21 protein-coding genes are annotated in these 22497 nt (G+C 76.0%); 15 read left to right on the top strand and 6 right to left on the bottom strand.

Annotation, left to right across the window (positions count from 1 at the left end; translation table 11 throughout):
* Positions 1 to 254: 254 nt before the first annotated feature.
* A complete protein-coding gene (locus ACRYM0_RS14390) occupies positions 255 to 2450 on the bottom strand; it encodes an MMPL family transporter (RefSeq protein WP_432506187.1) in 2196 nt (731 codons plus the stop codon).
* 19 nt (positions 2451 to 2469) lie between these two features.
* On the bottom strand, positions 2470 to 3063 hold the full coding sequence (locus tag ACRYM0_RS14395) for a TetR/AcrR family transcriptional regulator (protein ID WP_432506189.1): 594 nt from the start codon (positions 3061 to 3063) through the stop codon (positions 2470 to 2472).
* A 145-nt stretch (positions 3064 to 3208) separates the two neighbouring features.
* On the opposite strand from ACRYM0_RS14395, the gene pcrA reads away from it, so the two are divergent.
* The 5 genes from pcrA to ACRYM0_RS14420 all read left to right on the top strand — a co-directional run bounded on the left by pcrA (position 3209) and on the right by ACRYM0_RS14420 (position 9653).
* A complete protein-coding gene (pcrA, locus tag ACRYM0_RS14400) occupies positions 3209 to 5560 on the top strand; it encodes a DNA helicase PcrA (protein WP_432506191.1) in 2352 nt (783 codons plus the stop codon).
* Positions 5561 to 5659: 99 nt separating this feature from the next.
* Positions 5660 to 7048, top strand: a complete 1389-nt coding sequence (locus tag ACRYM0_RS14405; protein WP_432506192.1) for a DUF2252 family protein — start codon at positions 5660 to 5662, stop codon at positions 7046 to 7048.
* A gap of 88 nt (positions 7049 to 7136) precedes the next feature.
* Positions 7137 to 7415, top strand: coding sequence for a hypothetical protein (locus tag ACRYM0_RS14410; RefSeq protein ID WP_432506194.1), 279 nt, complete (start codon positions 7137 to 7139; stop codon positions 7413 to 7415).
* A 235-nt stretch (positions 7416 to 7650) separates the two neighbouring features.
* A complete protein-coding gene (locus ACRYM0_RS14415) occupies positions 7651 to 8952 on the top strand; it encodes a sensor histidine kinase (protein ID WP_432506196.1) in 1302 nt (433 codons plus the stop codon).
* Entirely contained in the window at positions 8949 to 9653 is a 705-nt protein-coding gene (locus tag ACRYM0_RS14420; protein ID WP_432506198.1) for a response regulator, read from the top strand. Before ACRYM0_RS14415 ends, ACRYM0_RS14420 begins: the two co-directional genes overlap by 4 nt.
* Positions 9654 to 9661: 8 nt before the next feature.
* Here ACRYM0_RS14420 and ACRYM0_RS14425 read toward each other — a convergent pair whose 3' ends face one another.
* Together ACRYM0_RS14425 and ACRYM0_RS14430 are read right to left on the bottom strand one after the other, a co-directional pair.
* Positions 9662 to 10648, bottom strand: coding sequence for a type I phosphomannose isomerase catalytic subunit (locus ACRYM0_RS14425; protein WP_432506200.1), 987 nt, complete (start codon positions 10646 to 10648; stop codon positions 9662 to 9664).
* Between the two features lie 14 nt (positions 10649 to 10662).
* On the bottom strand, positions 10663 to 11508 hold the full coding sequence (locus tag ACRYM0_RS14430; RefSeq protein WP_432506202.1) for a glucose 1-dehydrogenase: 846 nt from the start codon (positions 11506 to 11508) through the stop codon (positions 10663 to 10665).
* A 191-nt stretch (positions 11509 to 11699) separates the two neighbouring features.
* Between ACRYM0_RS14430 and ACRYM0_RS14435 the strand changes: the two genes are divergently transcribed.
* The 3 genes from ACRYM0_RS14435 to ACRYM0_RS14445 all read left to right on the top strand — a co-directional run bounded on the left by ACRYM0_RS14435 (position 11700) and on the right by ACRYM0_RS14445 (position 13961).
* Positions 11700 to 12281 (top strand): phosphoesterase PA-phosphatase, encoded by a 582-nt coding sequence (locus tag ACRYM0_RS14435; RefSeq protein WP_432506204.1) that lies wholly within the window; start codon positions 11700 to 11702, stop codon positions 12279 to 12281.
* A 94-nt stretch (positions 12282 to 12375) separates the two neighbouring features.
* On the top strand, positions 12376 to 13800 hold the full coding sequence (locus tag ACRYM0_RS14440; protein WP_432506205.1) for an OFA family MFS transporter: 1425 nt from the start codon (positions 12376 to 12378) through the stop codon (positions 13798 to 13800).
* A complete protein-coding gene (locus tag ACRYM0_RS14445; RefSeq protein WP_432506207.1) occupies positions 13797 to 13961 on the top strand; it encodes an MFS transporter small subunit in 165 nt (54 codons plus the stop codon). The genes ACRYM0_RS14440 and ACRYM0_RS14445 overlap by 4 nt, the downstream gene beginning before the upstream one ends.
* Before the next feature lie 21 nt (positions 13962 to 13982).
* Here the strand turns inward: ACRYM0_RS14445 and ACRYM0_RS14450 are convergent, their stop codons facing one another.
* Positions 13983 to 14603, bottom strand: a complete 621-nt coding sequence (locus ACRYM0_RS14450; RefSeq protein WP_432506209.1) for an L-threonylcarbamoyladenylate synthase — start codon at positions 14601 to 14603, stop codon at positions 13983 to 13985.
* 60 nt (positions 14604 to 14663) lie between these two features.
* Positions 14664 to 15347, bottom strand: a complete 684-nt coding sequence (locus ACRYM0_RS14455; protein ID WP_432506211.1) for a GNAT family N-acetyltransferase — start codon at positions 15345 to 15347, stop codon at positions 14664 to 14666.
* Between the two features lie 184 nt (positions 15348 to 15531).
* Here ACRYM0_RS14455 and ACRYM0_RS14460 point away from each other — a divergent pair, with 184 nt between their 5' ends.
* The 7 genes from ACRYM0_RS14460 to sucD all read left to right on the top strand — a co-directional run bounded on the left by ACRYM0_RS14460 (position 15532) and on the right by sucD (position 22437).
* Complete coding sequence (locus ACRYM0_RS14460) at positions 15532 to 15831, top strand: hypothetical protein (RefSeq protein WP_432506213.1); 300 nt, start codon at positions 15532 to 15534, stop codon at positions 15829 to 15831.
* Positions 15831 to 17405 carry a hypothetical protein gene (locus tag ACRYM0_RS14465; protein WP_432506215.1) on the top strand — a complete coding sequence of 525 codons (1575 nt, stop codon included), beginning with the start codon at positions 15831 to 15833 and terminating at the stop codon, positions 17403 to 17405. The genes ACRYM0_RS14460 and ACRYM0_RS14465 overlap by 1 nt, the downstream gene beginning before the upstream one ends.
* Entirely contained in the window at positions 17402 to 18028 is a 627-nt protein-coding gene (locus ACRYM0_RS14470) for a hypothetical protein (protein ID WP_432506217.1), read from the top strand. Before ACRYM0_RS14465 ends, ACRYM0_RS14470 begins: the two co-directional genes overlap by 4 nt.
* An 88-nt stretch (positions 18029 to 18116) precedes the next feature.
* On the top strand, positions 18117 to 18755 hold the full coding sequence (locus ACRYM0_RS14475) for a hypothetical protein (RefSeq protein WP_432506219.1): 639 nt from the start codon (positions 18117 to 18119) through the stop codon (positions 18753 to 18755).
* Positions 18752 to 20209 (top strand): hypothetical protein, encoded by a 1458-nt coding sequence (locus ACRYM0_RS14480; RefSeq protein WP_432506221.1) that lies wholly within the window; start codon positions 18752 to 18754, stop codon positions 20207 to 20209. Before ACRYM0_RS14475 ends, ACRYM0_RS14480 begins: the two co-directional genes overlap by 4 nt.
* 143 nt (positions 20210 to 20352) lie before the next feature.
* Complete coding sequence (gene sucC, locus ACRYM0_RS14485) at positions 20353 to 21528, top strand: ADP-forming succinate--CoA ligase subunit beta (protein ID WP_432506223.1); 1176 nt, start codon at positions 20353 to 20355, stop codon at positions 21526 to 21528.
* Positions 21529 to 21531: 3 nt separating this feature from the next.
* Complete coding sequence (gene sucD / locus ACRYM0_RS14490; RefSeq protein WP_432506225.1) at positions 21532 to 22437, top strand: succinate--CoA ligase subunit alpha; 906 nt, start codon at positions 21532 to 21534, stop codon at positions 22435 to 22437.
* Positions 22438 to 22497: the final 60 nt, after the last annotated feature.

Raw genomic sequence — 22497 nt, forward strand, 5'->3', positions numbered from 1 at the left:
TTTTCATCGGCGGTTTCATTGTCGCGACCACCCGCCGCCGGCGCACCGACGCCTGTGGCCCCACCCGCGACGCGACAGGCCCACCCGGTATCCCGGGTGGCCCTGTCGCGTTGGTGGTCGCCCCGACGGTCGCCTCGCGGCGAAGGGCCGCTCGCAGCGGCTGGGGGTGAGGCCCGGGGACACGTACCGGGGCGACCTCCTGGTCCAAGCGCGCGCGGTGCCCGTCGATTCCCGGGCACCGCGGGTGAGCCGCCTCACACCTGCTCGTGCGCCCGCCCCGGCGACCGGCGCTCCAGCGCGGCACCCTCCACGTCCAGCGCCGGCAGCCAGCGCAGCCAGCGCGGCAGCCACCACGCCGAGCGGCCCAGCAGCGCCAGCGCCGCCGGCACCAGCACCATCCGCACCACCACCGCGTCGGCGAGGATGCCGACGGCCAGCGCGAACGCGATCGGCTTGATCGTCGCGTCCCCCTCGGGCACGAAGCCCGCGAACACCGCGAACATGATCGCTGCCGCGGCCACCACCACCGGCGCCGCCTGCCGGAACCCGGTGCGCACCGCCGTCACCGGCTCGGCGCCGTGGGCGTGCGCCTCGTGCATCCGCGAGACGAGGAAGACCTGGTAGTCCATCGCCAGGCCGAAGAGGATGCCGACCACGATGATCGGCGCCAGGCTCAGCAGCGGGCCGGTGGCCTCGGCGTTGACCAGGTCCTTCAGCCAGCCCCACTGGAACACCGCGACGGTGGCGCCCAGCGAGGAGCCGATGGTCAGCAGGAAGCCCAGCACCCCGACCAGCGGCACCAGCAGCGAGCGGAACACCAGCACCAGCAGCAGCAGCGCCAGCCCCACCACGAGCACCAGGTACACCGGCAGCGCCTCGTCGAGGGTCTGCGAGACGTCCACGCTCACGGCGGTGCTGCCGGTGACGTACGCCTCGGTGCCCTCGGCGGCGTCCTCGGCCAGGCGGGCGCGGATGTCGGCCACGAGCTCGCGGGTGGCCTCGTCGTCGGGGCCGGTGGTGGGGATGGCGGTGATCAGGGCGGCGGTGCCGTCCGCGTTCGGCTGGGCGGGAGTGGCCAGCGCCACGCCCGGCAGCTCGGCGACCTCCGTCTGCACCTGCTGGGCGCGCTCGTACGCGCCCTCGCCGTCCACCAGGACCAGCAGGGGCCCGGTCACGCCCGCCCCGAACCGCTCGGACAGCAGCTGCGCGGCGCGCGCCTGGGTGCTGTCCTCCGGGGGCAGCTGGTTCAGCGTGGTGCGCAGCGAGAACACCGGCACCGCCACGACCGCCAGCACCACGGTGGCGGCCAGCAGGCTGGGCCAGCGCCACCGCGTCACGGTGCGCGCCCAGCCGCTGAAGAACCCCCGGTCGCCGGCGTCGGGGGAGGGCAGCGCGACGTGCTGGCCGCCCTCGTGGGCCAGCGCCCGCCGCGCCCGCCGCGGCAGGGCGCGCAGGCCGACCAGGCCCAGCGCGGCCGGCACGAGCGTGAGCGCCACCAGCACGGCGACGACGACCGTGGCGGCGGCCGCCAGGCCCATCTCGGTGAGGAACGGGATGCCGGCCACCGACAGGCCCGCCAGCGCGATGACGACGGTGAGCCCGGCGGTCAGCACCGCCGAGCCGGCGGTGCCGGTGGCGACCGCGGCGGCCTCGGCCACGGGCCGGCCCTCCAGCAGCTCGTGCCGGAAGCGCGTGACGATGAACAGGGCGTAGTCGATGCCGACGGCCAGGCCCAGCATCACCGCGAGGATCGGGGTGGTGGACTGCAGGTCCACGAACCCGGTGAGCACGGTGATGCCCAGGACGCCGGTGGCGACCCCCACCAGCGCGGTGAGCAGGTTCATGCCGGCCGCCACCAGTGAGCCGTAGGTGATGGCGAGGACCACCAGGGCGGCCACGACGCCGACGGCCTCGGCGGCGCCGCCGACCTCCGAGACCGCCTGCGTGGCCTCGCCGGTGGCCTCCGCGGTGAGCCCCGCGGCGCGCGCGTCCTCCAGCACGCCGAGCAGCGCCTCGCGCTGCGCCTCGGTGATCTCGGGTGCCTGCACGTCGTAGGTGACGGTGCTGTAGACGGCGCGCTGGTCGGGGGAGACCGTCGGCGCCTGCGGGTCCAGGGGGTTCGTGGCGCTCGTCACGCCGGGCAGCTCCTGCAGCTGCGCGACGAGCTGCGCCACGGTGGCGGCGTTCTCCGGCGCGGTGACCTGCTCGCCGTCGGGGGCCTGCAGGACCACCTGGGCGCTCGCACCGGTGGAGCGCTCGCCGAAGCGCTCGTCGATCAGGCGCAGCGCCGTCGTGGACTCCTGCCCGGGGATCTCGAAGGTGTTCACGGTGGAGCCGGCCAGCGTGGCGGCGCCGACCCCGGTGCCCAGCAGGACGAGCACCCAGACGCCCACGACGAGCAGGCGGTGGCGCACCGCCCCCAGTCCCAGGCGGTGCAGGAAGGTGGCCATGGGTCGTTCCTCCGGGTTCTCAGGCGCCGGTGACGGCGTCGGTGGGGGGCGCGGTGGGGGTGGGGTGGCCGAGGGCGCCGAGGGCGGCGTCGACGAGCAGCGGGCGCACGGTCCCGGCGTCCTGGAGGGCGCGGCAGGCCAGCGCGGCGATGGCCAGGCCGCCCAGGGCGCTGGTCAGGCGCACGGCGCGCTCGGTGCCGGTGCCGGTGGGGGCGGGTGCCGCGAACGCCTCGAAGAGGGCGTCGGCGAGCTCGGTCAGCGGCAGGGTCTGCTCCTCGCCGCGGCTGACCGACGACAGCGCCAGGGCGGTGAAGCCGGGGCGGGCCAGGGCGAGGTCGGTCAGCGCCTCCAGGGCGGCGCGGTCCCGGGCGGGTCCGGGCGGGGAGGCGGTGACGCCGTCCACGACGCGGCGCACGCGCTGCAGGGTCGCCGCGAGCGCCGCGGCCTGCAGCGCGTCCTTGGTGGGGAAGCGGTGCAGCAGGCCCGTCTTGGAGTACCCGGTGGCGTCGGCGACGCGCTGCACGGAGGTCTCCGCGAAGCCGTGGCGGGCGAAGAGGGCGGCGGCGGTGTCGAGGATCTCCTCGTCGATCTGCTCTCGGGTGGGACGGGGCACCGGACCAGAGTAGACCGTGGTGGACCGGAGTGGTCGGTTCAGGACCGGTGCGGTCGGGCCGTTCCCGCGTCCCCTCCAGTGCACGCCCGTCGCGGCCCCCGCGCGAGCCGGGGAGTGTCCGCGCGCGGGCCTACCCTGGGGCGCGATGAGCACCCTGTTCGACGACCTCCCCCTCGGCGGCCCGGACGACGCCCCCGCCGGACGCTCCGCCGCGCCCGCCCGCGGCGACGGCGGTGCCGCGCTGCTGGCCGGCCTGAACCCGCAGCAGCGCGAGGCCGTCGTGCACGCCGGCTCCCCGCTGCTCATCGTCGCCGGCGCCGGCTCCGGCAAGACGCGCGTGCTGACCCACCGCATCGCCCACCTGCTGGCCGAGGGGCGCGCCACCCCCGGGCAGATCCTCGCGATCACCTTCACGAACAAGGCCGCCGCCGAGATGCGCGAGCGGGTGGCCGCCCTGGCCGGCGAGGTCGTCGGGATGGGCGCGCGCAGCATGTGGGTGTCCACGTTCCACTCCGCGTGCGTGCGGATCCTGCGCCGGGAGGCGGCCACCCTGGGGATGCGCTCGTCGTTCTCCATCTACGACTCCGCCGACTCCCAGCGGCTGATGGCGATGGTCGTGCGCGAGCTGGAGCTGGACCCCAAGAAGCACGCCCCCCGCGCGCTGAGCGTGATGGTCTCCAACCTCAAGAACGAGCTCGTCGACGAGGAGGCGTACGCCGAGCGCGCGCACGCCGAGGACGCCGCCCCGGCCGAGCGCGTGCTGGCGCAGGTGTACCGCACCTACCAGCAGCGGCTGCGCCAGGCGCACGCCATGGACTTCGACGACCTCATCTCCTCCACCGTCCACCTGCTGCAGGCGTTCCCCGACGTGGCCGAGCACTACCGCCGGCGCTTCCGCCACGTCCTCGTCGACGAGTACCAGGACACCAACCACGCCCAGTACGTGCTGGTGCGCGAGCTCGTCGGCGGCTCCGTCAGCGAGGCCGCCGCCCGCGCCGGTCACGCCCTGGCGGTGCCGCCCGCGGAGCTGACCGTCGTCGGCGACGCCGACCAGTCGATCTACGCCTTCCGCGGCGCCACCATCCGCAACATCACCGAGTTCGAGCAGGACTACCCGGACGCGCGCACCGTCCTGCTGGAGCAGAACTACCGCTCCACCCAGACCATCCTCACCGCCGCCAACCAGGTCATCGCCGTCAACACCGACCGCCGCGCGAAGAACCTGTGGACCGCCTCCGGGGCGGGGGAGAAGATCGTCGGCTACGTCGCCGACGACGAGCACGGCGAGGCCCAGTTCGTCGCCGACGAGGTCGACCGCCTGCACGACACCGCGGGCGTGCGCTACGGCGACGTCGCGGTGTTCTACCGCACCAACGCGCAGTCCCGGGCGCTGGAGGAGGTGTTCATCCGCACCGGCCTGCCCTACAAGGTCGTCGGCGGGACCCGCTTCTACGAGCGCCGCGAGGTCAAGGACGCCATCGCCTACCTGCGCGTGCTGGACAACCCCGACGACACGGTGAACCTGCGCCGCGTCCTGAACGTCCCCAAGCGCGGCATCGGCGAGCGCGCCGAGGCGTCGCTGGTGGTGCTCGCCGAGCGCGAGCGCATCCCCTTCGGGCAGGCGCTGGAGCGCGCCGACGAGGCCGCCGGCCTGGTGTCGCGCTCGCTGAAGGCCGTGCAGGGCTTCGCGCAGCTCGTCGCGGACCTGCGCACCCTGGCCGAGTCCGGGGCCTCCCCGGCCACCGTCCTGCAGGCGGTGCTGGAGCAGACCGGGTACCTCGCCGAGCTGCGCGCCAGCGACGACCCGCAGGACGAGTCCCGCGTGGAGAACCTCGCCGAGCTGGTCGCGGTGGCCGAGGAGTTCTCCGACGCCGACCCCGACGGCACCCTCTCGGACTTCCTGGAGCGCGTCTCCCTGGTCGCCGACGCCGACCAGATCCCCGAGGAGGAGGACGGCGGCGGTGTCGTGACCCTCATGACCCTGCACACCGCCAAGGGCCTGGAGTTCCCCGTCGTCTTCCTCACCGGCATGGAGGACGGCACGTTCCCGCACCAGCGCTCCCTGGGCGACCCGGACCAGCTGGCCGAGGAGCGCCGCCTGGCGTACGTGGGCCTGACCCGTGCCCGCGAGCGGCTGTACCTGTCGCGCTCGGCGGTGCGCAGCGCGTGGGGCGCGCCGCAGCAGTACCCGGCCAGCCGGTTCCTCGACGACGTCCCGGCGGACCTGCTGGACTGGCGGCGCGGCGAGGCCGCGTTCGCGGCGTCCCCCGCCTCCTCCTCCGCGCTGCGCCCGCCGTCGCGGCCGGTGGCGCGCTCGGCCGGCAGCCGGCCCGTCGTCAGCCTGGCCCCCGGCGACCGCGTCACCCACGACACCTTCGGCCTGGGCACCGTGGTGCGGCTGGAGGGCGAGGGCGACAAGACCGTCGCGCACGTCGACTTCCGCGCCGAGGGGACCAAGCGCCTGCTGCTGCGCTACGCGCCGGTCGTCAAGCTCTGACGGAGCGTCCTGTGTGACGTTCTCGTCACACGGCCGCACCCGGGCGTTGCGGTCCCGTGACACCGCGCATGGCCACCGGGCCGGGGTACCCGTTCCCCCGTGGACGACGCCGGCACGGACATCGCCCCCGACCCCAGGAGCACCACCCGCGGCGAGCTGCTCGACGCGGCTCGCGAGCGCGGCGTGCCCGTGGGCGCCCGGATGACGAAGCGGGAGCTGGCCGAGCGCCTCGCCGACGGCACCGGCGACCCGCGCACCGAGACCCACCCGGACCGCCAGCCCCGGACCGCCTCCCGGGTGGAACCGTTCCGGCGCCTCGCGCGGGCCCGCGCCGACGGCGACATGGTGGTGCTGCCGCGCACGCTGACCGGCGACGACCGGCGCATCCACGTGCGCCAGACGATCCGGGAGGACCACCAGGTCCGCATCGCCCGCGGCGACGAGGAGTCGCGGGCGAAGTTCGACAAGCTCGCCGGTTCGCTGTTCAGCTTCTTCCGCGGCACCAGCCTGCTGTTCTACCGGGACATGGCAGGTGAGGACGCGTGGATGCCGACGGTGCTGGCCGCCGGGGACGTCCACCCCGACAACTTCGGCGTGCTGCCCAACCGCGACGAGGTCCCGGTCTTCGGCATCGACGACCACGACGAGGCGTTCTTCGCCCCGTTCACCTGGGACCTCAAGCGCGGCGCCACGGGTTTCGTCCTGGCCGCCGACGAGCTGGGCGGCAAGGGCCCCGGCAAGCAGCGCGCGATCGCCCGGGCGTTCGTGGAGGGTTACGTCGACGCGATCGGCTCCTACGCCACCGAGGAGGGCGAGCTCGAGCACGAGCTGCGCCGCGACAACGCCCCGAAGCTCGTGCGGGACCTCATCGACGACGCCCTGTCCCCGGGCCGCGCCCGGTGGCTGGCCGAGGACCACCTCGACGAGCAGCGCCGCGGGTTCAAGGCCAGCAAGAAGCTCGTGCCGGTCTCCAGCCGGCGCCAGGAGTTCCAGGGCCTCGTCGACCGGTACGTCGACGCCGACGACCTGGAGGTGCCGGAGCGCGCCGCGGGCATGCGGGTCAAGGACGTCGCCGAGCGCAAGGGGCAGGGCACCGCCTCCCTGGGCCTGACCCGCTACTACGTGCTGATCGAGGGGCCCGCGGGCGACGGCACCGACGACGTGGTGCTGGAGTTCAAGCAGGCCCGCCGCTCCTCCCTGGACGGGCTGGTGCCGCCGTCCGACTTCGACTCCACACGTGCACGCCCTGTCCGACGAGGGTGGCGGCCTGGACCACGACGTGGAACCGGCGATCACCGCGGCGATCGGCCCGGAGGAGCTGTTCGTCGACGACGTGGTGCGGTTCGCCGTGGACGCCGCCGAGCGGGCGCGCACCGACCACGAGTCGTTCCTCGCCGACCACGCGCTCGGCGCGTTCCGGCGGGTGGACGTGGTCTACCGCTGAACAGCGTCCCGCACGCCGCTGAACACGTCTCCGTGCGCGGCTGAACACGGCCGTCGGGCCCCTGGTGCTCGGCGGCCGCGTGCCCCACACTCGCTCCCGACAGGCACCACCACGGCTGCAGGGGGTCCGGCCATGAGTGAAACGCGCACGGAGGCGGTCGTCTCGGGACGCAGCTACCTCGTCGACCGGGTCGGCGGCCGCGAGCCGCGGGACCTGGAGGACTTCGCGGGGGAGACGTCCTTCGTGCTCACCCTCGGCCCGCACGTCCACGAGGTCGTCGGCGTCGGCCGCGTCCAGGACGGCACGGCACGCGTGCACGAGAAGTCGGGTGGTCCCGGCGGCAAGGACGTGCGGGTGTGGTGCGTGCGGCGCACCGACCAGGGGTTCGAGGCCGAGCACGCCGGGCGCTGACGGCGCGCGCTGATCGCGGTGGCCGCCACCAGCGGTGCCGGGGTCCGCGCAGCGCTGCGGTGCACGGGACGGGGAGCGGGGGCGTGTCGATCACACCCCGAGGCGGCCCACCGGGCGCACCGCGCCGCGTCCGCCGCCCGGGGTGCTCCGACCGTCGACCGAGGTCGATGCCGCGGCAGCGGGGTGCGACGTGCGGTGCTCCCGCGTCAGGTGCCGGCCCTCCTAACCTGGCGGGGTGAGCGGGGCGGTCGACGGGACGGTCGGGAGCGGACGCGCGGGCGGGGTGCTGCTCGGCGTTCCACGGGTGCCGCCACCGGCTCCGGTCACGGCACCCGTGGGACGGCCGGCGCGCCGTCGCCGCCGGCGCACCGCGCTGCGCCTCGCCGGCGACACCGTCGTGGTCCTGGCGTGCTGGGCGACGGGGCTGGTCCTCCTCGGCGTGGAGCTCGACCAGGCCACCGGGCCGCGGGTGCGCGGCGACGCGGCACTGGTCGCCGACGTCCTGCTCGGGGTGCCGGCCACGCTGGCCCTGTACGCCCGCCGGCGCGCACCGGTGGTCGTCGCGAGCGTCCTCGTGGCCGTCTCCGCGGTGTCCGTCGTCGCGGGCGTGCCCTCCCTGGTGGCGCTGTTCGCGGTCGCCGCACGCCGCCGCTGGCCCGTGGTGGCGGCGGTGGCGGCCGGTGTCGTGCTGGCCGGGACGGTGTACGGGCTGCTGTGGCCGGAACCGGGCTTCCCCGCGTGGGCGGTCCCGCTGGTCGGGCTCGTCCTCGTCGTGCCCGTGGCCGGGTGGGGCGCGTACGTGCGCACCCGCCACCAGCTCGTGGCCTCGCTGCGCGAGCAGGCCGAGCGGGCCCGCGCCGAGCAGGAGATGCGGGTGCGGCAGGCCCGCACCACCGAGCGCTCCCGCATCGCGCGCGAGATGCACGACGTCCTGGCGCACCGCCTGTCGCTGGTGAGCATGCACGCCGGAGCGCTGGAGTTCCGCCCCGACGCGGACCCCGCCGACGTCGCCCGCGCCGCCGGCGTCATCCGCACCGGCACCCACGAGGCGCTGGAGGACCTGCGCGACATCCTCGGTGTGCTGCGCGCCGAGGACGTCACCGGCCCGGCCGGCGAGGAGGCGCGCGGTCGCCCGCAGCCCACCCTGGACGCCCTGCCGGAACTGGCCCGCGAGGCCCGTCAGGCCGGCGGGCGCGTGCGGCTGCGGGTGGACGTGCCCGCCCGCGCGCAGGCACCCGCCCTGATCGGCCGCACCGCCTACCGCGTCGTGCAGGAGGGGCTGACGAACGCGCGCAAGCACGCCCCGGGCCGCGAGGTGCGCGTGCACGTCCAGGGTGCTCCCGGGCACGGCCTGGAGGTGGTCGTCGACGACGCCGGGGACGCGTCGGCGCCGCCGTCCCCGCCCGGCGCGGTGCCGGGCGCCGGGCTCGGCCTGGTGGGGCTGGCCGAGCGGGTGGCGCTGGCCGGCGGGGAGCTGGAGCACGGCCCGGCCGGCGACGGGTTCCGGCTGCGGGCGCGGCTGCCGTGGCCGGCGTGAGCGCCGCCGCGGGCGCGCCGCTGCGGGTGCTGCTCGTCGACGACGACCCGGTGGTGCGCTCGGCGTTGCGGATGGTGCTCGGCGGCCCGGGCGACATCGCGGTCGTGGGGGAGGCCGCCGACGGGGAGGAGGCCGTCGCGCTGGCCGCGGCGACCGCACCGGACGTGGCGCTGGTGGACGTGCGGATGCCGCGCCGCGACGGCATCAGCGCCGCCCGGGAGATCACCGCCGCCGGCGGGACGCGCGTGGTCGTGCTGACGACGTTCGGGGAGGACGAAGCGGTGCTCGCGGCGCTGCGCGCCGGCGCGGACGGGTTCCTGCTCAAGGACACCCCGCCCGCGGAGATCGTCGCGGCCGTGCGGCGCGCCGCGGCCGGTGAACCCGTCCTCTCGCCCGACGTCGCGCGCCGCCTCATCGGGCGCGTCGTCGCCGGCGCCGGTTCCCCGGGCCTCGTCCCCGGCGCACCCGTCGGGGACGACGAGCGCCGCCGGCGGGCGCTGCGGTTGCTGGACCGGCTGGGGCAGAAGGAGCGCGAGGTGGCCGTGGCCGTCGGCCGCGGCCTGCCGAACGCCGACATCGCAGAACTGCTGGCGATGCGCACCGCCACCGTGAAGGCGTACGTCTCACGCGTCATGGCCCACCTGGAGGTGGGCAACCGCGTGCAGGTGGCGATCGTCGTGCACGACGCCGGCCTGGTGTGAGGGGCGCCTCAGCCCGGCAGGTGCCCCCACAGCACGTCCAGCTCGCCCTCCACCTCCACCGCGCCCAGCGCCGCCGGCAGCAGGAACGTGCTCGCGCGCGCCAGTTCCCCGGTCCACTGACCGGCCCGGACCGTCACCGGCGCGGGGCCGACGTTCGTCAGCACCTGCGCGGTGGTGAACTCCCGGCGCACCCGCACCGGGTGCCCGCAGCGCCAGCGGTGCAGCACGAAGTACGGGCCCTCGCAGCACACCGCGCGGCGCACGCCGTCGTCGTCGGCGGGGACGGTGGCGTCGGTGACGACCGGCCGGGCGTCCAGGTGCGTCTCGCGCAGCAGCGCCTCGACGTTCTCGCGCCGCTGCCCGTCCGGCACGGGGGAGCCGTCCTCCATCTCGAACGGCATGGCGTGCTGCTGGGTGTCGGAGGTCTGCTCGATCTCGTAGATCAGCGTGTCCGGGCCGAAGGAGTGGACCGTGCCGCCGGGCACGTACACCGTGTCGCCGGCCGCGACGGGGATCCGCTCCAGCACGGTGTCGAACTCCTGCGCCAGCAGGGCCTCGCGCAGCCGCTCGACACCCACGTCCGGGCGGACCCCCGCCAGGGCGGTAGCGCCGTCCCCGGCGGCCAGCACGTGCCACGCCTCCGTCTTGCCGTTCTCCTGACCCTCGAGCTCGCGGGCGGCGGCGTCGTCGGCGTGGACGTGCACCGGCAGGGCGGACGCCCCGTCGATGAACTTCGTCAGGATCGGGAAGCGGCTGCCGGACCAGCCCGGCCCCACGAGCTCGGCCGGGTGCTCGCGCACCAGGTCCCGCAGCGGGGTGCCGGCCAGCGGGCCGTCGGCGACGACGCCGACCTCGCCGTCCACGTCGCTGACCTCCCACGTCTCGGCGACGCGGCCGTCTGGCAACCCGCTGCGCCCCAGCACCTCGGCGATCGCGCGACCGCCGAACACGTGCTGCTTCACGGACGTGCTCAGGCGCAGCGGGTACCAGTCCACGGTCCAGTCCCCCCTCAGAGGATCGGCTTGCCGCCGGTCACGGCGATGCGGGCACCGGAGACGTAGCTGGCCTCGTCGGAGGCGAGCATCACGTACACCGGGGCCAGTTCCGCCGGCTGGCCCGCGCGGCCCATCGGCACCTGCTGCCCGAACTGGGCGACCTTCTCCTCCGGCATGGTGGACGGGATCAGCGGCGTCCACACCGGCCCGGGGGCCACCGAGTTCGCGCGGATGCCGCGCTCGGCGAGCAGCTGCGCCATCGAGGCCGTCATGTTGGCGATGGCGGCCTTCGTGGCCGCGTACGGCAGCAGCGTCGGGCTGGGGTTGTCGGAGTTCACCGAGCTGGACCCGATGATCGACGCACCCGGCTGCATGTGCGGCAGCGCCGCCTTGGTCAGGTGGAAGAACGCGCTGAGGTTGGTGTGGATCGTGCGGTCCCACTCCTCGTCGGGGGTCTCCTCGATCGAGTCGCGCGTCATCTGGAACGCGGCGTTGCTCACCAGGACGTCGATGCGGCCGAACTCCTCCACGGCCTTGGCGACCACCGCCCGGCAGTGCGCGGCCTCGGAGAGGTCACCGGGGACCAGCACGGCCTTGCGGCCGGCCTGCTCCACCCACTTCGCGGTCTCGCGGGCGTCCTCGTCCTCGTTCAGGTAGCTGATGAGGACGTCGGCGCCCTCGCGGGCGTAGGCGATCGCCACGGCCCGGCCGATGCCGGAGTCACCGCCGGTGATGACGGCCTTCTTCCCCTCCAGGCGACCGCTGCCCCGGTAGCTCTCCTCGCCGTGGTCCGGCTTGGGGTCCATCGCCCCGGTGGTGCCGGGGACGTCCTGCGACTGCTCGGGCTGCTGCTGCGACATCGGGCGTGTCCTCCTCGCGGTGCGGTGCGGTGCGGTGCGGTGCGGTGCGGCGTTGCTGCCGTGCGTGCCGCTGCACTCCTGGGCCTACCCGCTGCGCGGCGTCCCAACCGCGCGGCGTCCCAACCGCGCGGCGTCCCAACCGCGCGGCGTCCCAACCGCGCAGCGACCCGTGCGCCTGGCAGGGTGCGGGCGTGCGCCTGCTCCTGGCCCGCGCCCTCACCGAGGCGCTCGCCCCCGCCCCCCTGGCCGCCGCCGCGCTGCTGCTGGTCGCGGTGCGCTCGGCGTCCTCACCGGCGGCGGGCCTCGGCTGGGGGGCGCTCGCGGCCCTGCTCGCCGTCGGGATCCCCTACGGGGTGGTGCTGGCCGGGGTGCGGGCCCGCCGCTGGAGCGACCACCACCTGCGGGTGCGCCGGCAGCGGTTCGCGCCCCTGGCGCTGGGCACCGCCACCAGCGCAGCGGGCTGGGTGCTGCTGCGCGTGCTGGGGGCGCCGGGCGAACTGCTCGCGCTCCTGGCCGCGTCCGGGACCGGCCTCGCGGTGTGCCTGGCCGCCACCTCGGTGTGGAAGATGTCCGTCCACGCCGGTGTCGCGGCGGGGAGCGCGGTCGTCGTGGCCCTCACCGTGGGGCCGTCCACCCTGGGGTGGACGGTGCCCCTGGTCGCGGCGGCGGCCTGGTCGCGGGTCGCGCTGCGCGACCACACCACCGCGCAGGTGGTCGTCGGCGCCCTCGTCGGCGCCGCCGTCGCGGGAGGCGTGTTCGGCGCGCTGCGCTGAAGCGGTGGCGGCGCCGGCGCGTCGATGGCGCCGCGCGCTCCCCGGCCCTAGCGTGGCGCCCCCCGCAGGACCACCGCACGCGAAGGAGCACCCCGTGGTGTCCGTCCTCGACCGCCGGCGCAGCATCGCGCCCCCCGGTTTCAACCGGTGGCTCGTGCCGCCCGCCGCGCTGGCGGTGCACCTGTGCATCGGGCAGGTGTACGCCACCAGCGTCTACAAGAACGCCCTCGTCGAGCACTTCGGTGTCGGCAACACCGAGATCGGCGTCGTGTTCTCCATCGCGATCGTCATGCTCGGGTTGTCCGCCGCGGTCGCCGGCACCTGGGTGGACCGCAACGGCCCCCGCAAGGCGATGGCGACCTCGGCGCTGTTCTGGGTCACCGGGTTCCTCGTCGGCGCACTCGGCATCGTCACCTCCCAGTTGTGGTTGCTGTACCTGGGGTACGGCGTCATCGGCGGCATCGGCCTGGGCATCGGGTACATCTCGCCGGTGTCCACGCTCATCAAGTGGTTCCCCGACCGGCCCGGCCTGGCGACCGGCATGGCCATCATGGGTTTCGGCGGCGGTGCTCTCGTGGCGAGCCCGCTGTCCTCCCGGTTGCTGGGCGCGTACGACGACGCCTACGACCCCTCCGTCGCCGGCAGCGTGCCCAGCGGCCAGGCCGTGGCGATGCTGTTCGTCACCTTCGCCGTCGTCTACGCGCTGTTCATGTCCTTCGGCGCCGCCACCGTGCGGGTGCCGCCCGACGGGTGGCGCCCCGACGGTTTCGACCCCGCCGCGGTCCGTGGCCGCGCCCTGGTGACGACCGCGAGCGTCTCGGCGCGCAACGCGATCCGCACCCCGCAGTTCTGGCTGCTGTGGGTGGTGCTGTTCTGCAACGTCACCGCCGGCATCGGGATCCTGGAGCAGGCGTCCCCGATGATCCAGGACTTCTTCCGCGGCGACGGCGGGACCTCCACCGTGGCCGTCGCGGCCGCCGGTGGGTTCGTCGGTCTGCTCTCCATGGCGAACATGGCCGGCCGGTTCGTGTGGTCGTCCACCTCCGACGTCATCGGCCGCAAGCCGATCTACATGGTGTACCTCGGGATCGGCCTGGTGGCCTACCTGCTGCTGGCGCTGTTCGGGCAGACGAGCACCGCGCTGTTCGTCCTGCTGGCCGCCGTCATCCTGTCCTTCTACGGCGGGGGCTTCGCCACGATCCCGGCGTACCTGCGGGACCTGTTCGGCACCTTCCAGGTCGGGGCGATCCACGGTCGCCTGCTCACCGCGTGGTCGACCGCCGGGGTCGTCGGCCCGCTCATCGTCAACGGGTTCCTCGACGCCCAGGGCGCGCCGGGGAGCCTGACCGCCGAGGCGTACCGACCGGCGCTGCTGACCATGGTGGGCCTGCTGGCCGTCGGGTTCGTCGCCAACCTGCTCGTGCGGCCGGTGTCCGAGCGGTTCCACGAGCCGGTCGCCGCGAGCGCGGCCGGGCAGCGCGAGCAGCAGGACGAGCAGCAGGAGAGGAGCGCCTCGTGAGCGCGAGCACGGGTTCCACGGGCGGCGGCGCGACGGCCGGCGGCCGCACCGGCGGCGGTTCCGGCGCGCGCGTGGCGCTCGCCTGGACGCTCGTCGGGGTGCCCCTGGCCTACGGGCTCGTCGAGACGCTGGTGCGCGCCTCCCGGTTGTTCACCGGCTGAGGCGGGGCGCCGGCGACCGGGTCAGCGGAAGCGGTCCGGGTCGCCGGCGCCCTCGCGCACCACCTCGGGGGACCCCTCCGACAGGTCCACGACCGTCGTGGGCGTCGTGCCCACCTCGCCGGCGTCCACCACCGCGTCCACGACGTGGTCCAGCTCCTCCTTGATGCTCCACGCGTCGGTGGGCGGCTCGTCCTGGCCGGGCAGCAGCAGGGTGCTGGACAGCAGCGGCTCGCCCAGCTCGCGCAGCAGCGCCCGCACGAACGGGTGGTCGGGGATGCGCACGCCCACCGTCTTCTTGCGCGGGTGCGCGAAGCGGCGCGGCACCTCCTTCGTCGCCGGCAGGATGAACGTGTACGGGTTCGGGGTGGCGGACTTCACCGCCCGGAACGCGGAGTTGTCCAGGTGCACGAACTGGCCGAGCTGGGTGAAGTCCGCGCACACCAGGGTGAAGTGGTGCCGCTCGTCCAGGTGGCGGATCCGGCGGATCCGGTCGGCGCCGGTGCGGCTGTCCAGCCGGCAGCCCAGCGCGTAGCAGGAGTCCGTCGGGTAGGCGATGAGCCCGTCGTCGCGCAGCAGCGCCACCAGCTGCGTCAGCGCCCGCGGCTGCGGGTCCTGCGGGTGCACCTCGACGAAGCGGGCCATGCGGCGAGCGTAGGGCGGGCGCGCGAGGGCGGCAGCCCGGCGGTCGGGGCAGCTCCGCGGTCAGGGCAGCTCGACGAGCGGGAACGCCACGGCGCGGCGCGGCTCGAAACCCAGCGCCCCGTACAACCGCACCGCGCCGGTGTTCTCCGCGGCGGCGTGCAGGAACGGCGTCTGCCCGCGCGCGAGGATCCCCGCGGCCACCGCCCGCACCAGCCGGCTCGCCAGCCCGCGGCCGCGGGCGGCGGGGTCGGTGCACACTGCGCTGATCTCGGTGGACCCCGGCGGGTGCAGCCGCTCGCCGGCCACCGCCACCAGGCGGCCGTCGCCGTCGCGGATCCCCAGGTAGGTGCCCAGCAGCCGGGTGCGCCGCTCGAACGGCCCCGGCCGGGTGCGCTCGACGAGGTCCAGCACCTCCGGCACGTCGTCCTCGCCCAGCTCCAGCGCCTCCGGGTCCGGGCGCGCGTCCAGCGCGCCGGTCGCCACGAGCTGCACGCCCGGCAGGTCCCGCACCAGCCGCACGCCGGCCGGGGGCGCGGCGTCCAGCCCCGGCAGCAGCACCCGGGCGCCCGCCCCCGCCAGCTCCCGCAGGTCCGCCCACGCCCGCTCGTCGCGCGCGTCCGCCAGCGCGCAGAAGGGCGAGACGTCCGGCGGGTAGCGGCGGGCGAGCCCGGTGCCCTCGGCGAGGTGCTGGTGCGCGCCGGTCAGGGAGGCCCAGACGGGCTCGTCGAGGGGGTGCGGGCTCACCGGCGCATGGTTCCACGCGGTTCCCCGCGATCACGTCCCGGCACCGCACGCTGCGTGGTGACGCTGCCCCGACCGGGGCGGGCCGGTGCTCCCGCCGGGTGACGCCACCTCCGCGGCCCCACCGGCCGGTGCCCGGGGCCCGCACAGTGGGCACCGACCCCCTCGGCTGACAAGGAGCTCCGACGTGCCCGACCTGCGCCTGGACACCTCGCGGTTGTCCGCGTCCGCCACCGACCTGGACGCGGTGGCCGCTGCGCTGTCCCGCACCGACGCCGTCGCCGACGGCGTCGCGGAGGTCGTCGGCCACTCGGGTCTGGCCGGCGCCCTGCGGGAGTTCGCCGACTCCTCGACCCGCCGGCGCACCGAGCTGGGCGAGACGCTGGAGCAGTTCGCCGCCCGGCTGCGCGAGGCCGTCACCGGTTTCGAGGAGCGTGAGCAGCAGCTCGCCGCGACCGCCCGCGGCGACGCGTCCGGGGCGTCCTGATGCCCGGGTCCGCAACGTCCTCGAACGGCCGTCCCACCGACTGGAGCCCGCTGGCCGCCGTCGACCCCGTCCCCGGCGACCCGGACGAGGTCAGCCGCTCGGCCCGCCGCTTCCGCGACGTCGCCGACACCCTCGCCGAGCAGGCCGCCGCCCTCGACCGCCTCGCGGACGACTCCTCGCAGGTCGCGAAGACCGTGGGAGCGCTGAAGGAGACCTCCGCCTCGTTGTCGGCCCGACTGCGTGGTGCGGTCGAGCGGTACCGGAGCACCGCCGACGCGCTCGCCGCGTACGAGCGGGAGCTGGGGGAGGCCCAGGGCGAGAGCGCCGGCGCCCTGGTCGAGGCCCGCGACGCCGAGGCTCGGCAGCACGCCGCGCACGCCGCGCTGCGGGCCAGCTCCGGCACCGTGCCGCTGCCCGCGCCCGGCGCGGACGCCGCCGCCGTCGCGGCCCGCGAGTCCGCCGAGGAGCAGCGGGTCGCCGCCCGCGGTCTCGCGCAGGCCTGCGCCGACGAGGCGGCGGAGGACCTCGCCGCGGCGCGGCAGCGCCTCGACCTCGCCGTCGAGGCCCGCGACGAGGCCGCCGAGCGCGCCCGCCGGGCCGTCGAGGCCGCCTGCGACGGCGACGCCCTCGCCGACCGCTGGTACGACGCCGTCCTCGACGCCCTCGACCCGCTGCGGGACTGGTCCCGCGAGCACACCGACCTGCTGCGGCTGGTCGCCGACGTCGCCGGCGTCGTCGCGACCGTGGCCGGGGTCGTCGCGTTCGTCGCCGCCTTCGTGCCCGGCGGTCAAGCGGTCGCCGCGGTCGCCGCGGTGGTGTCGGCCGCCGCCGGTGTCGTCTCCCTCGCCGCGCACCTGCTGCTGCTGCTCGCCGACGAGGCGTCGTGGAAGGACGTGGCCGGGGACGTCGTGGGCCTGGCCACCCTCGGTCTCGGCAAGGTGGGCGTGCTCGCCCTGAAGACCGCGGCCCCGGTGCTGCGCGACCTGCCGCGCACCGCCACCGCGGTCCACGACGCCTCCTCGCTCGCGGTGAGGAGGTTCACCGAGGTCGCCGGCAGGGTCGGCGGCACCGTCCCCGAGGGGACCGACGTCGCCGCCCTGGCCCGCCGGCTCGCGACCGAGGGGGGCGGCGACCTCAAGCGGGAGGTCGCCGCGCTGCTCGGCACCTCCACGACCAGGGCGAAGACCGTCGTCTCGGCGACCCGCGGTGCGTGGCGGTCGGTCGACGCCGGAGCGCGGGCCGTGCAGGACCTGGCGGCGGCGAGGCTGCGGATGCCCACCGCCGGGGAGTTCTGGGGGTTCGGCGACGCCGCGTGGCGGCCCGCCCGCTCGGCCGCCGAGGTCGTCGAGGTCGTCACCACCCTGCCCCCGGCGGCGGTGCGGGCGACCGGTCGGGCGACCTGGAGCTTCCTCACCCGCGAGGTGCCGCGGGAAGGGGGTGCCGCCCTCGCCACCGGCGTCGGCGGCACCGCGGCCGCCGTCGCCTCCTGGGCCCTGCAGACCCGCTCGGAGGTGCGCGGCCTCCCCGAGAAGGTTCGCGACGTGCAGGACTGGGTCGGTGGGAGCGGGCGGTGACGGCCGCACCGGCCCCCGCGACGGCCGTCACCGCCCCGGGCACCCCGTCCGGGTACGCCGTGACGGTCCCGGCGGCGTGGGACCGCGTCCCCCTGGACGACGGGGCTCGCGAGCGGGCCGTCCGGAGGATCGTCGCCCGCGGTTTCGCCGGCCGCGACGACCGGCCGCTGCTGCGCGCGGCGGTGGAGCGGGAGCTGCTCAGCGCCGCCGCGGAGGCGGCGTCCCGCGGTGGGCTGGAGCTGCACCTGGCCGCCCGCCCGGTCGCCGGGGTCGTGGTGCCCGCCTCGCTGCTCGTGCACGTCCTCCCGCCGGAGGCCGTGGGCGCCCCGGGCGCCGCCGGCCTGGCCGCGGCGCTCACCACCGGTGCCGACCCGGCCGCGGTGACCGTCGTCGAGCTGCCCGCCGGCCCGGCGGTGCGCCGGCGGCGCACCCTGCCGGCGGTGGCGGGGGAGGACGGTGCCCGGCCCGGCAGCGTCGTCGTGGACCACTTCGTGCCGCTGCCGGGCGCCGCTGCGGGCCCGCCGACCGTGCTCGTGCTCACCGGATCGACCCCGCGGGTGCCGTGGGAGGAGGGCGTCGTCGTGCTCCTCGACGCGGTCGCCCGCACCCTGCGCTGGACGTGAGCCGACCGGGTGACGTGCTGCGGAGGAGCCCCTCCGCAGGGTCTGCGTCCGAGACCTTCGACGATGGACGAGCTCGAGGAGGACCCCTGTGAACCGCCCCGCCCCCACCGACGTCCCGCTGCGGCTGGCCGCCGGGCCCGCCGACGGGTGGATCCCGCTGCCCCTCGACCCCGGCGTCGACGCGCACGCGTGGGCCCTGGACGTGCTCGTCCTGCTCGCCCACGAGCTGCCCGCGCACGAGCGCCAGGCGCTCGACGCCGAACGGGTCGCTGCCTCCGCCGGGCACCTGGCACGCGTCGCCGCGCTGGCCCGCGAGGACTGCGACCCGGACGCCGACCTCGCCTTCGCGCTCGTCCTGCGTCCCGACCACCCGGTGCTCGCCTGGGCGGACATCGCCGCCGGCACCGACCCGCGGTTCGTCGAGGCCGTCGACGCCGCCTTCGCCGGCGAGGACGCGCGGTGGACCGTGCACAGCGAGCGCACCGAGGTCGAGCTGCCCGCCGGCCCGGCCGTGCGCCTGCGCAGCGTCGTCGCACCCCTCGACCCCCCTCCCGGTGCCGCGCCGCACGGTGAGGGCGTGGACCACCTGGTGCGCCTGCGCGGCGGCGGGCGCGCCGTGCTGCGCTCGCGCTGGACGCGCCTCGCCGCCGGTGACGAGCTCGCCGCGGCGGTGGACGCCCTGGCCGCGACCGTCGCCGTGGAACCGCTGGAGCCGGCAGCCCCGTGACGCGCCGCCCCCGGCCCCGCAGCCGCTTCCGCCTGCGCGCCCGCCCGGGCACCGGCGCGGGTGACCCGTGGCAGGTCCCCGCCACCGTGCCCCCCGTCCGGCCCGGGTACCCCGTGGACGACACGCAGGCGCTCGGCCGGGACGCACCCGACGGCCGGCTCGACCTCGTCGACGGCGACCTGGAGTTCCGCACCGCGCGGCGCCGCACCGTGTGGTCGCTCACCGGCCGGCACGGCGCCCCGCCGGTGCGCTCGGTGGTCCTGCTCGTGCGCGCCGGCGACGGTCGGGACGACGGTGGTGACGACGGTGGTGACGGCGCCGGTGGTGCCGGCACGGGGGACCGGCGCGTCGACCTCGTGCTGCTCGCGGACGACGGCTCGGCGGTGTGGCGGGTGCCGGTCGGCGCCTGGAGCCCGGCCCAGCCGGAGGAGCCCGAGGCGCTGCTCGCGGCCAGCGGGCTGGCGGACCTGCTCGCCCGGGCCGGCCTGCGGTGGGAACACGCGCAGCAGGAACCGCCCGGCACGGCCGCGGCCGGCGTCGTCGTCCCCGTGCCCCGGCCACCGCTCGAGCGCGTGCTGGTGGACCTCGTGGCACTGGTGTGCGTGCTGGTCCTGCACGTGGTGACCTCCCCGGCCCTCGGCCGCCAGAGGGACGAGAGCACCCGCCCCCTGGAGGACGCCGAGGTCGCGACGGCGCTGGTGGCGGGCTTCTGCGCCTTCGCCCTGCCCCTCGCGGTCGCGCTCCTGCGCGTCCTGCTCGCCCTGCGCCGGCGCGTGGCGGTGCGGGGCGAGCGCAGCCCGCGGGGTGGGCCGGCCAGCGACGTGCTGGGCCGGGACCCGGCCAGCGGGGAGCTGGTGCTCGAGGGGTCGCAGGGGCGCGTGCGCTTCCCGCTCGCCGGGCCCGGCACCCCGGTCGCCCTGCGTCTCGTGCTCGCGCCGCTCCGCCGCGGGGCGCGGCAGCTGGTGACCGACTCCCTGGAGGTCGTCCTCGAGCCGGGCGGGGCGCGGGTGGCGCTGGACCGGCGCGACTGGTCGCCGGGCTGCTTCACCGGCGTCGACGACCCCGACGGGTCGGCACGCGCGGCCGCCGCGCAGCGCCTCGCGGACGCCGTCGGGCTGCCCTGCGAGGTCGTGCGCGGGCGCCGCGCCACCCCCGGGCGGCGTGCCGCGCCGATCGCCCCGGGTGGGCCGCGCGCGACCCGCGCGCCCTGGACCGTCCTGGTCACCGGGCTGCCCTGGCTGCACTGGACGGCGCTCGTCGCGACCGTGCCGCCGACCGCGGTGGCCGCGGTCGGCGGGCACGCGCCCTGGCGGCTGTCGGGGACGGTGCTGTGCCTGGTGCTGCTGGAGGCGCCGCTGCGCGTCGCGCTCTCCCGGCTGCGGCGCCGCGCGGGCGGGACCGTCGTCCTGGCGCCCGGGGCAGCGGGGCCCACCGGGGCAGCGGGGGTGGTGTGATCCGCGTCATCCGTGCCGACCGGGTCCTCGTGGTGGCAGAGCACTAGGGTGCTGAACGCCCGGTGCCGGCCGACGCGGGCCCCGTGCGGGGCGCTCGTCGGCAGCGACACGACAACTTCCGACGACGAAGACGAGGAAGACTGGTGGACCTCTTCGAGTACCAGGCGCGCGACCTGTTCGCGGCGCACGGCGTACCCGTCCTGGACGGCAAGGTCGCGACGACGCCGGAGGAGGCGCAGGCCGCGGCCGAGAGCATGGGCGGCGGCACCGTGGTCGTCAAGGCGCAGGTGAAGACCGGCGGGCGCGGCAAGGCGGGCGGGGTCAAGCTCGCCCACTCCCCGGCGGAGGCCGCCGAGCGCGCCCGCGAGATCCTCGGCATGGACATCAAGGGCCACACCGTGCACCAGGTGATGATCGCCCAGGGCGCCAAGATCGCCGAGGAGTACTACTTCTCCGTGCTGCTCGACCGCTCCAACCGCACCTACCTGGCCATGGCCAGCGTCGAGGGCGGGGTGGAGATCGAGCAGCTGGCCGTGGAGCGCCCCGAGGCGCTGGCCCGCGTGCCCGTGGACGCCCGCACCGGCATCGACGCCGCCAAGGCCGCCGAGATCGTCGAGAAGGCCGGGTTCGCGCCCGAGCTGCGCGAGGCCGTCGCCGACGTCGTGCAGAAGCTGTGGGGCGTGTTCACCGCCGAGGACGCCACCCTCGTCGAGGTCAACCCGCTGGTGCGCACCGAGGACGGGCAGATCATCGCCCTCGACGGCAAGGTCACGCTCGACGAGAACGCCGACTTCCGCCACCCCGGCCACGCCGAGCTGGTCGACGCCGCCGCGGCCGACCCGCTGGAGGCCAAGGCGAAGGAGATGAACCTCAACTACGTCAAGCTCGACGGCGAGGTCGGCATCATCGGCAACGGCGCCGGGCTCGTCATGAGCACCCTGGACGTCGTCGCCTACGCCGGCGAGGAGTTCGGCGGGGTCAAGCCCGCGAACTTCCTCGACATCGGCGGCGGCGCCTCCGCGCAGGTCATGGCCAACGGCCTGGACGTCATCCTGGGCGACGCGCAGGTCAAGAGCGTGTTCGTCAACGTCTTCGGCGGCATCACCGCCTGCGACGAGGTCGCCAAGGGCATCGTCTCCGCCCTGGGCATCCTGGGCGACGAGGCCACCAAGCCGCTCGTCGTGCGCCTGGACGGCAACAACGTCGAGGAGGGCCGGCGCATCCTCGCCGAGGCGGACCACCCGCTGGTGACCGTCGTCGACACCATGGACGGCGCGGCCGCCAAGGCCGCCGAACTCGCGAGCACCGGAAAGGCCTGATCCGTGGCGATCTTCCTGAACTCCGACAGCAAGGTCCTCGTGCAGGGCATGACCGGCTCCGAGGGCCGCAAGCACACCCAGCGGATGCTCGCCTCCGGCACGAACGTCGTCGGCGGCGTGAACCCCAGCAAGGCCGGCCAGAGCGTCGACTTCACCGGCGCGGACGGCTCGCCCGTGCAGGTGCCGGTGTTCGGCACCGTCGCCGAGGCCCGCGAGGCCACCGGCGCCGACGTCAGCGTGATCTTCGTCCCCGCGAAGTTCACCAAGGCCGCCGCCGTGGAGGCCATCGAGGCCGAGACCCCCCTGGTGGTCGTCATCACCGAGGGCGTGCCCGTGCACGACAGCGCGGAGTTCTACGCGCTGGCCGCCGCCGGCGGCAAGACCCGCCTCATCGGCCCGAACTGCCCCGGCCTCATCAGCCCCGGCAAGTCGAACGTCGGCATCATCCCCGCCGACATCACCCCGCCCGGGCGCATCGGCCTGGTCTCCAAGTCCGGCACGCTGACGTACCAGATGATGTACGAGCTGCGCGACATCGGCTTCTCGTCCGCCGTGGGCATCGGCGGCGACCCCGTCATCGGCACCACGCACATCGACGCGCTCCAGGCGTTCCAGGACGACCCGGAGACCGACGTCATCGTGATGATCGGCGAGATCGGCGGCGACGCCGAGGAGCGCGCGGCCAAGTTCATCGAGGCCAACGTCACCAAGCCCGTCGTCGGCTACGTCGCCGGGTTCACCGCCCCCGAGGGCAAGACGATGGGCCACGCCGGCGCCATCGTGTCCGGCTCGGCCGGCACCGCGCAGGCCAAGCAGGAGGCCCTCGAGGCCGCCGGCGTCAAGGTCGGCAAGACGCCCAGCGAGACCGCGAAGCTCGCCCGGGAGATCTTCCGGTCGCTGTCGAAGTGACCCCCGCGGCGCCCCGCGCCCGCTGAAGCAGGCCCCCGCCGGCACCCGCCGGCGGGGGCC

Source organism: Kineococcus arenarius subsp. arenarius, from assembly GCF_050871845.1.
Taxonomy (GTDB): domain Bacteria; phylum Actinomycetota; class Actinomycetes; order Actinomycetales; family Kineococcaceae; genus Kineococcus.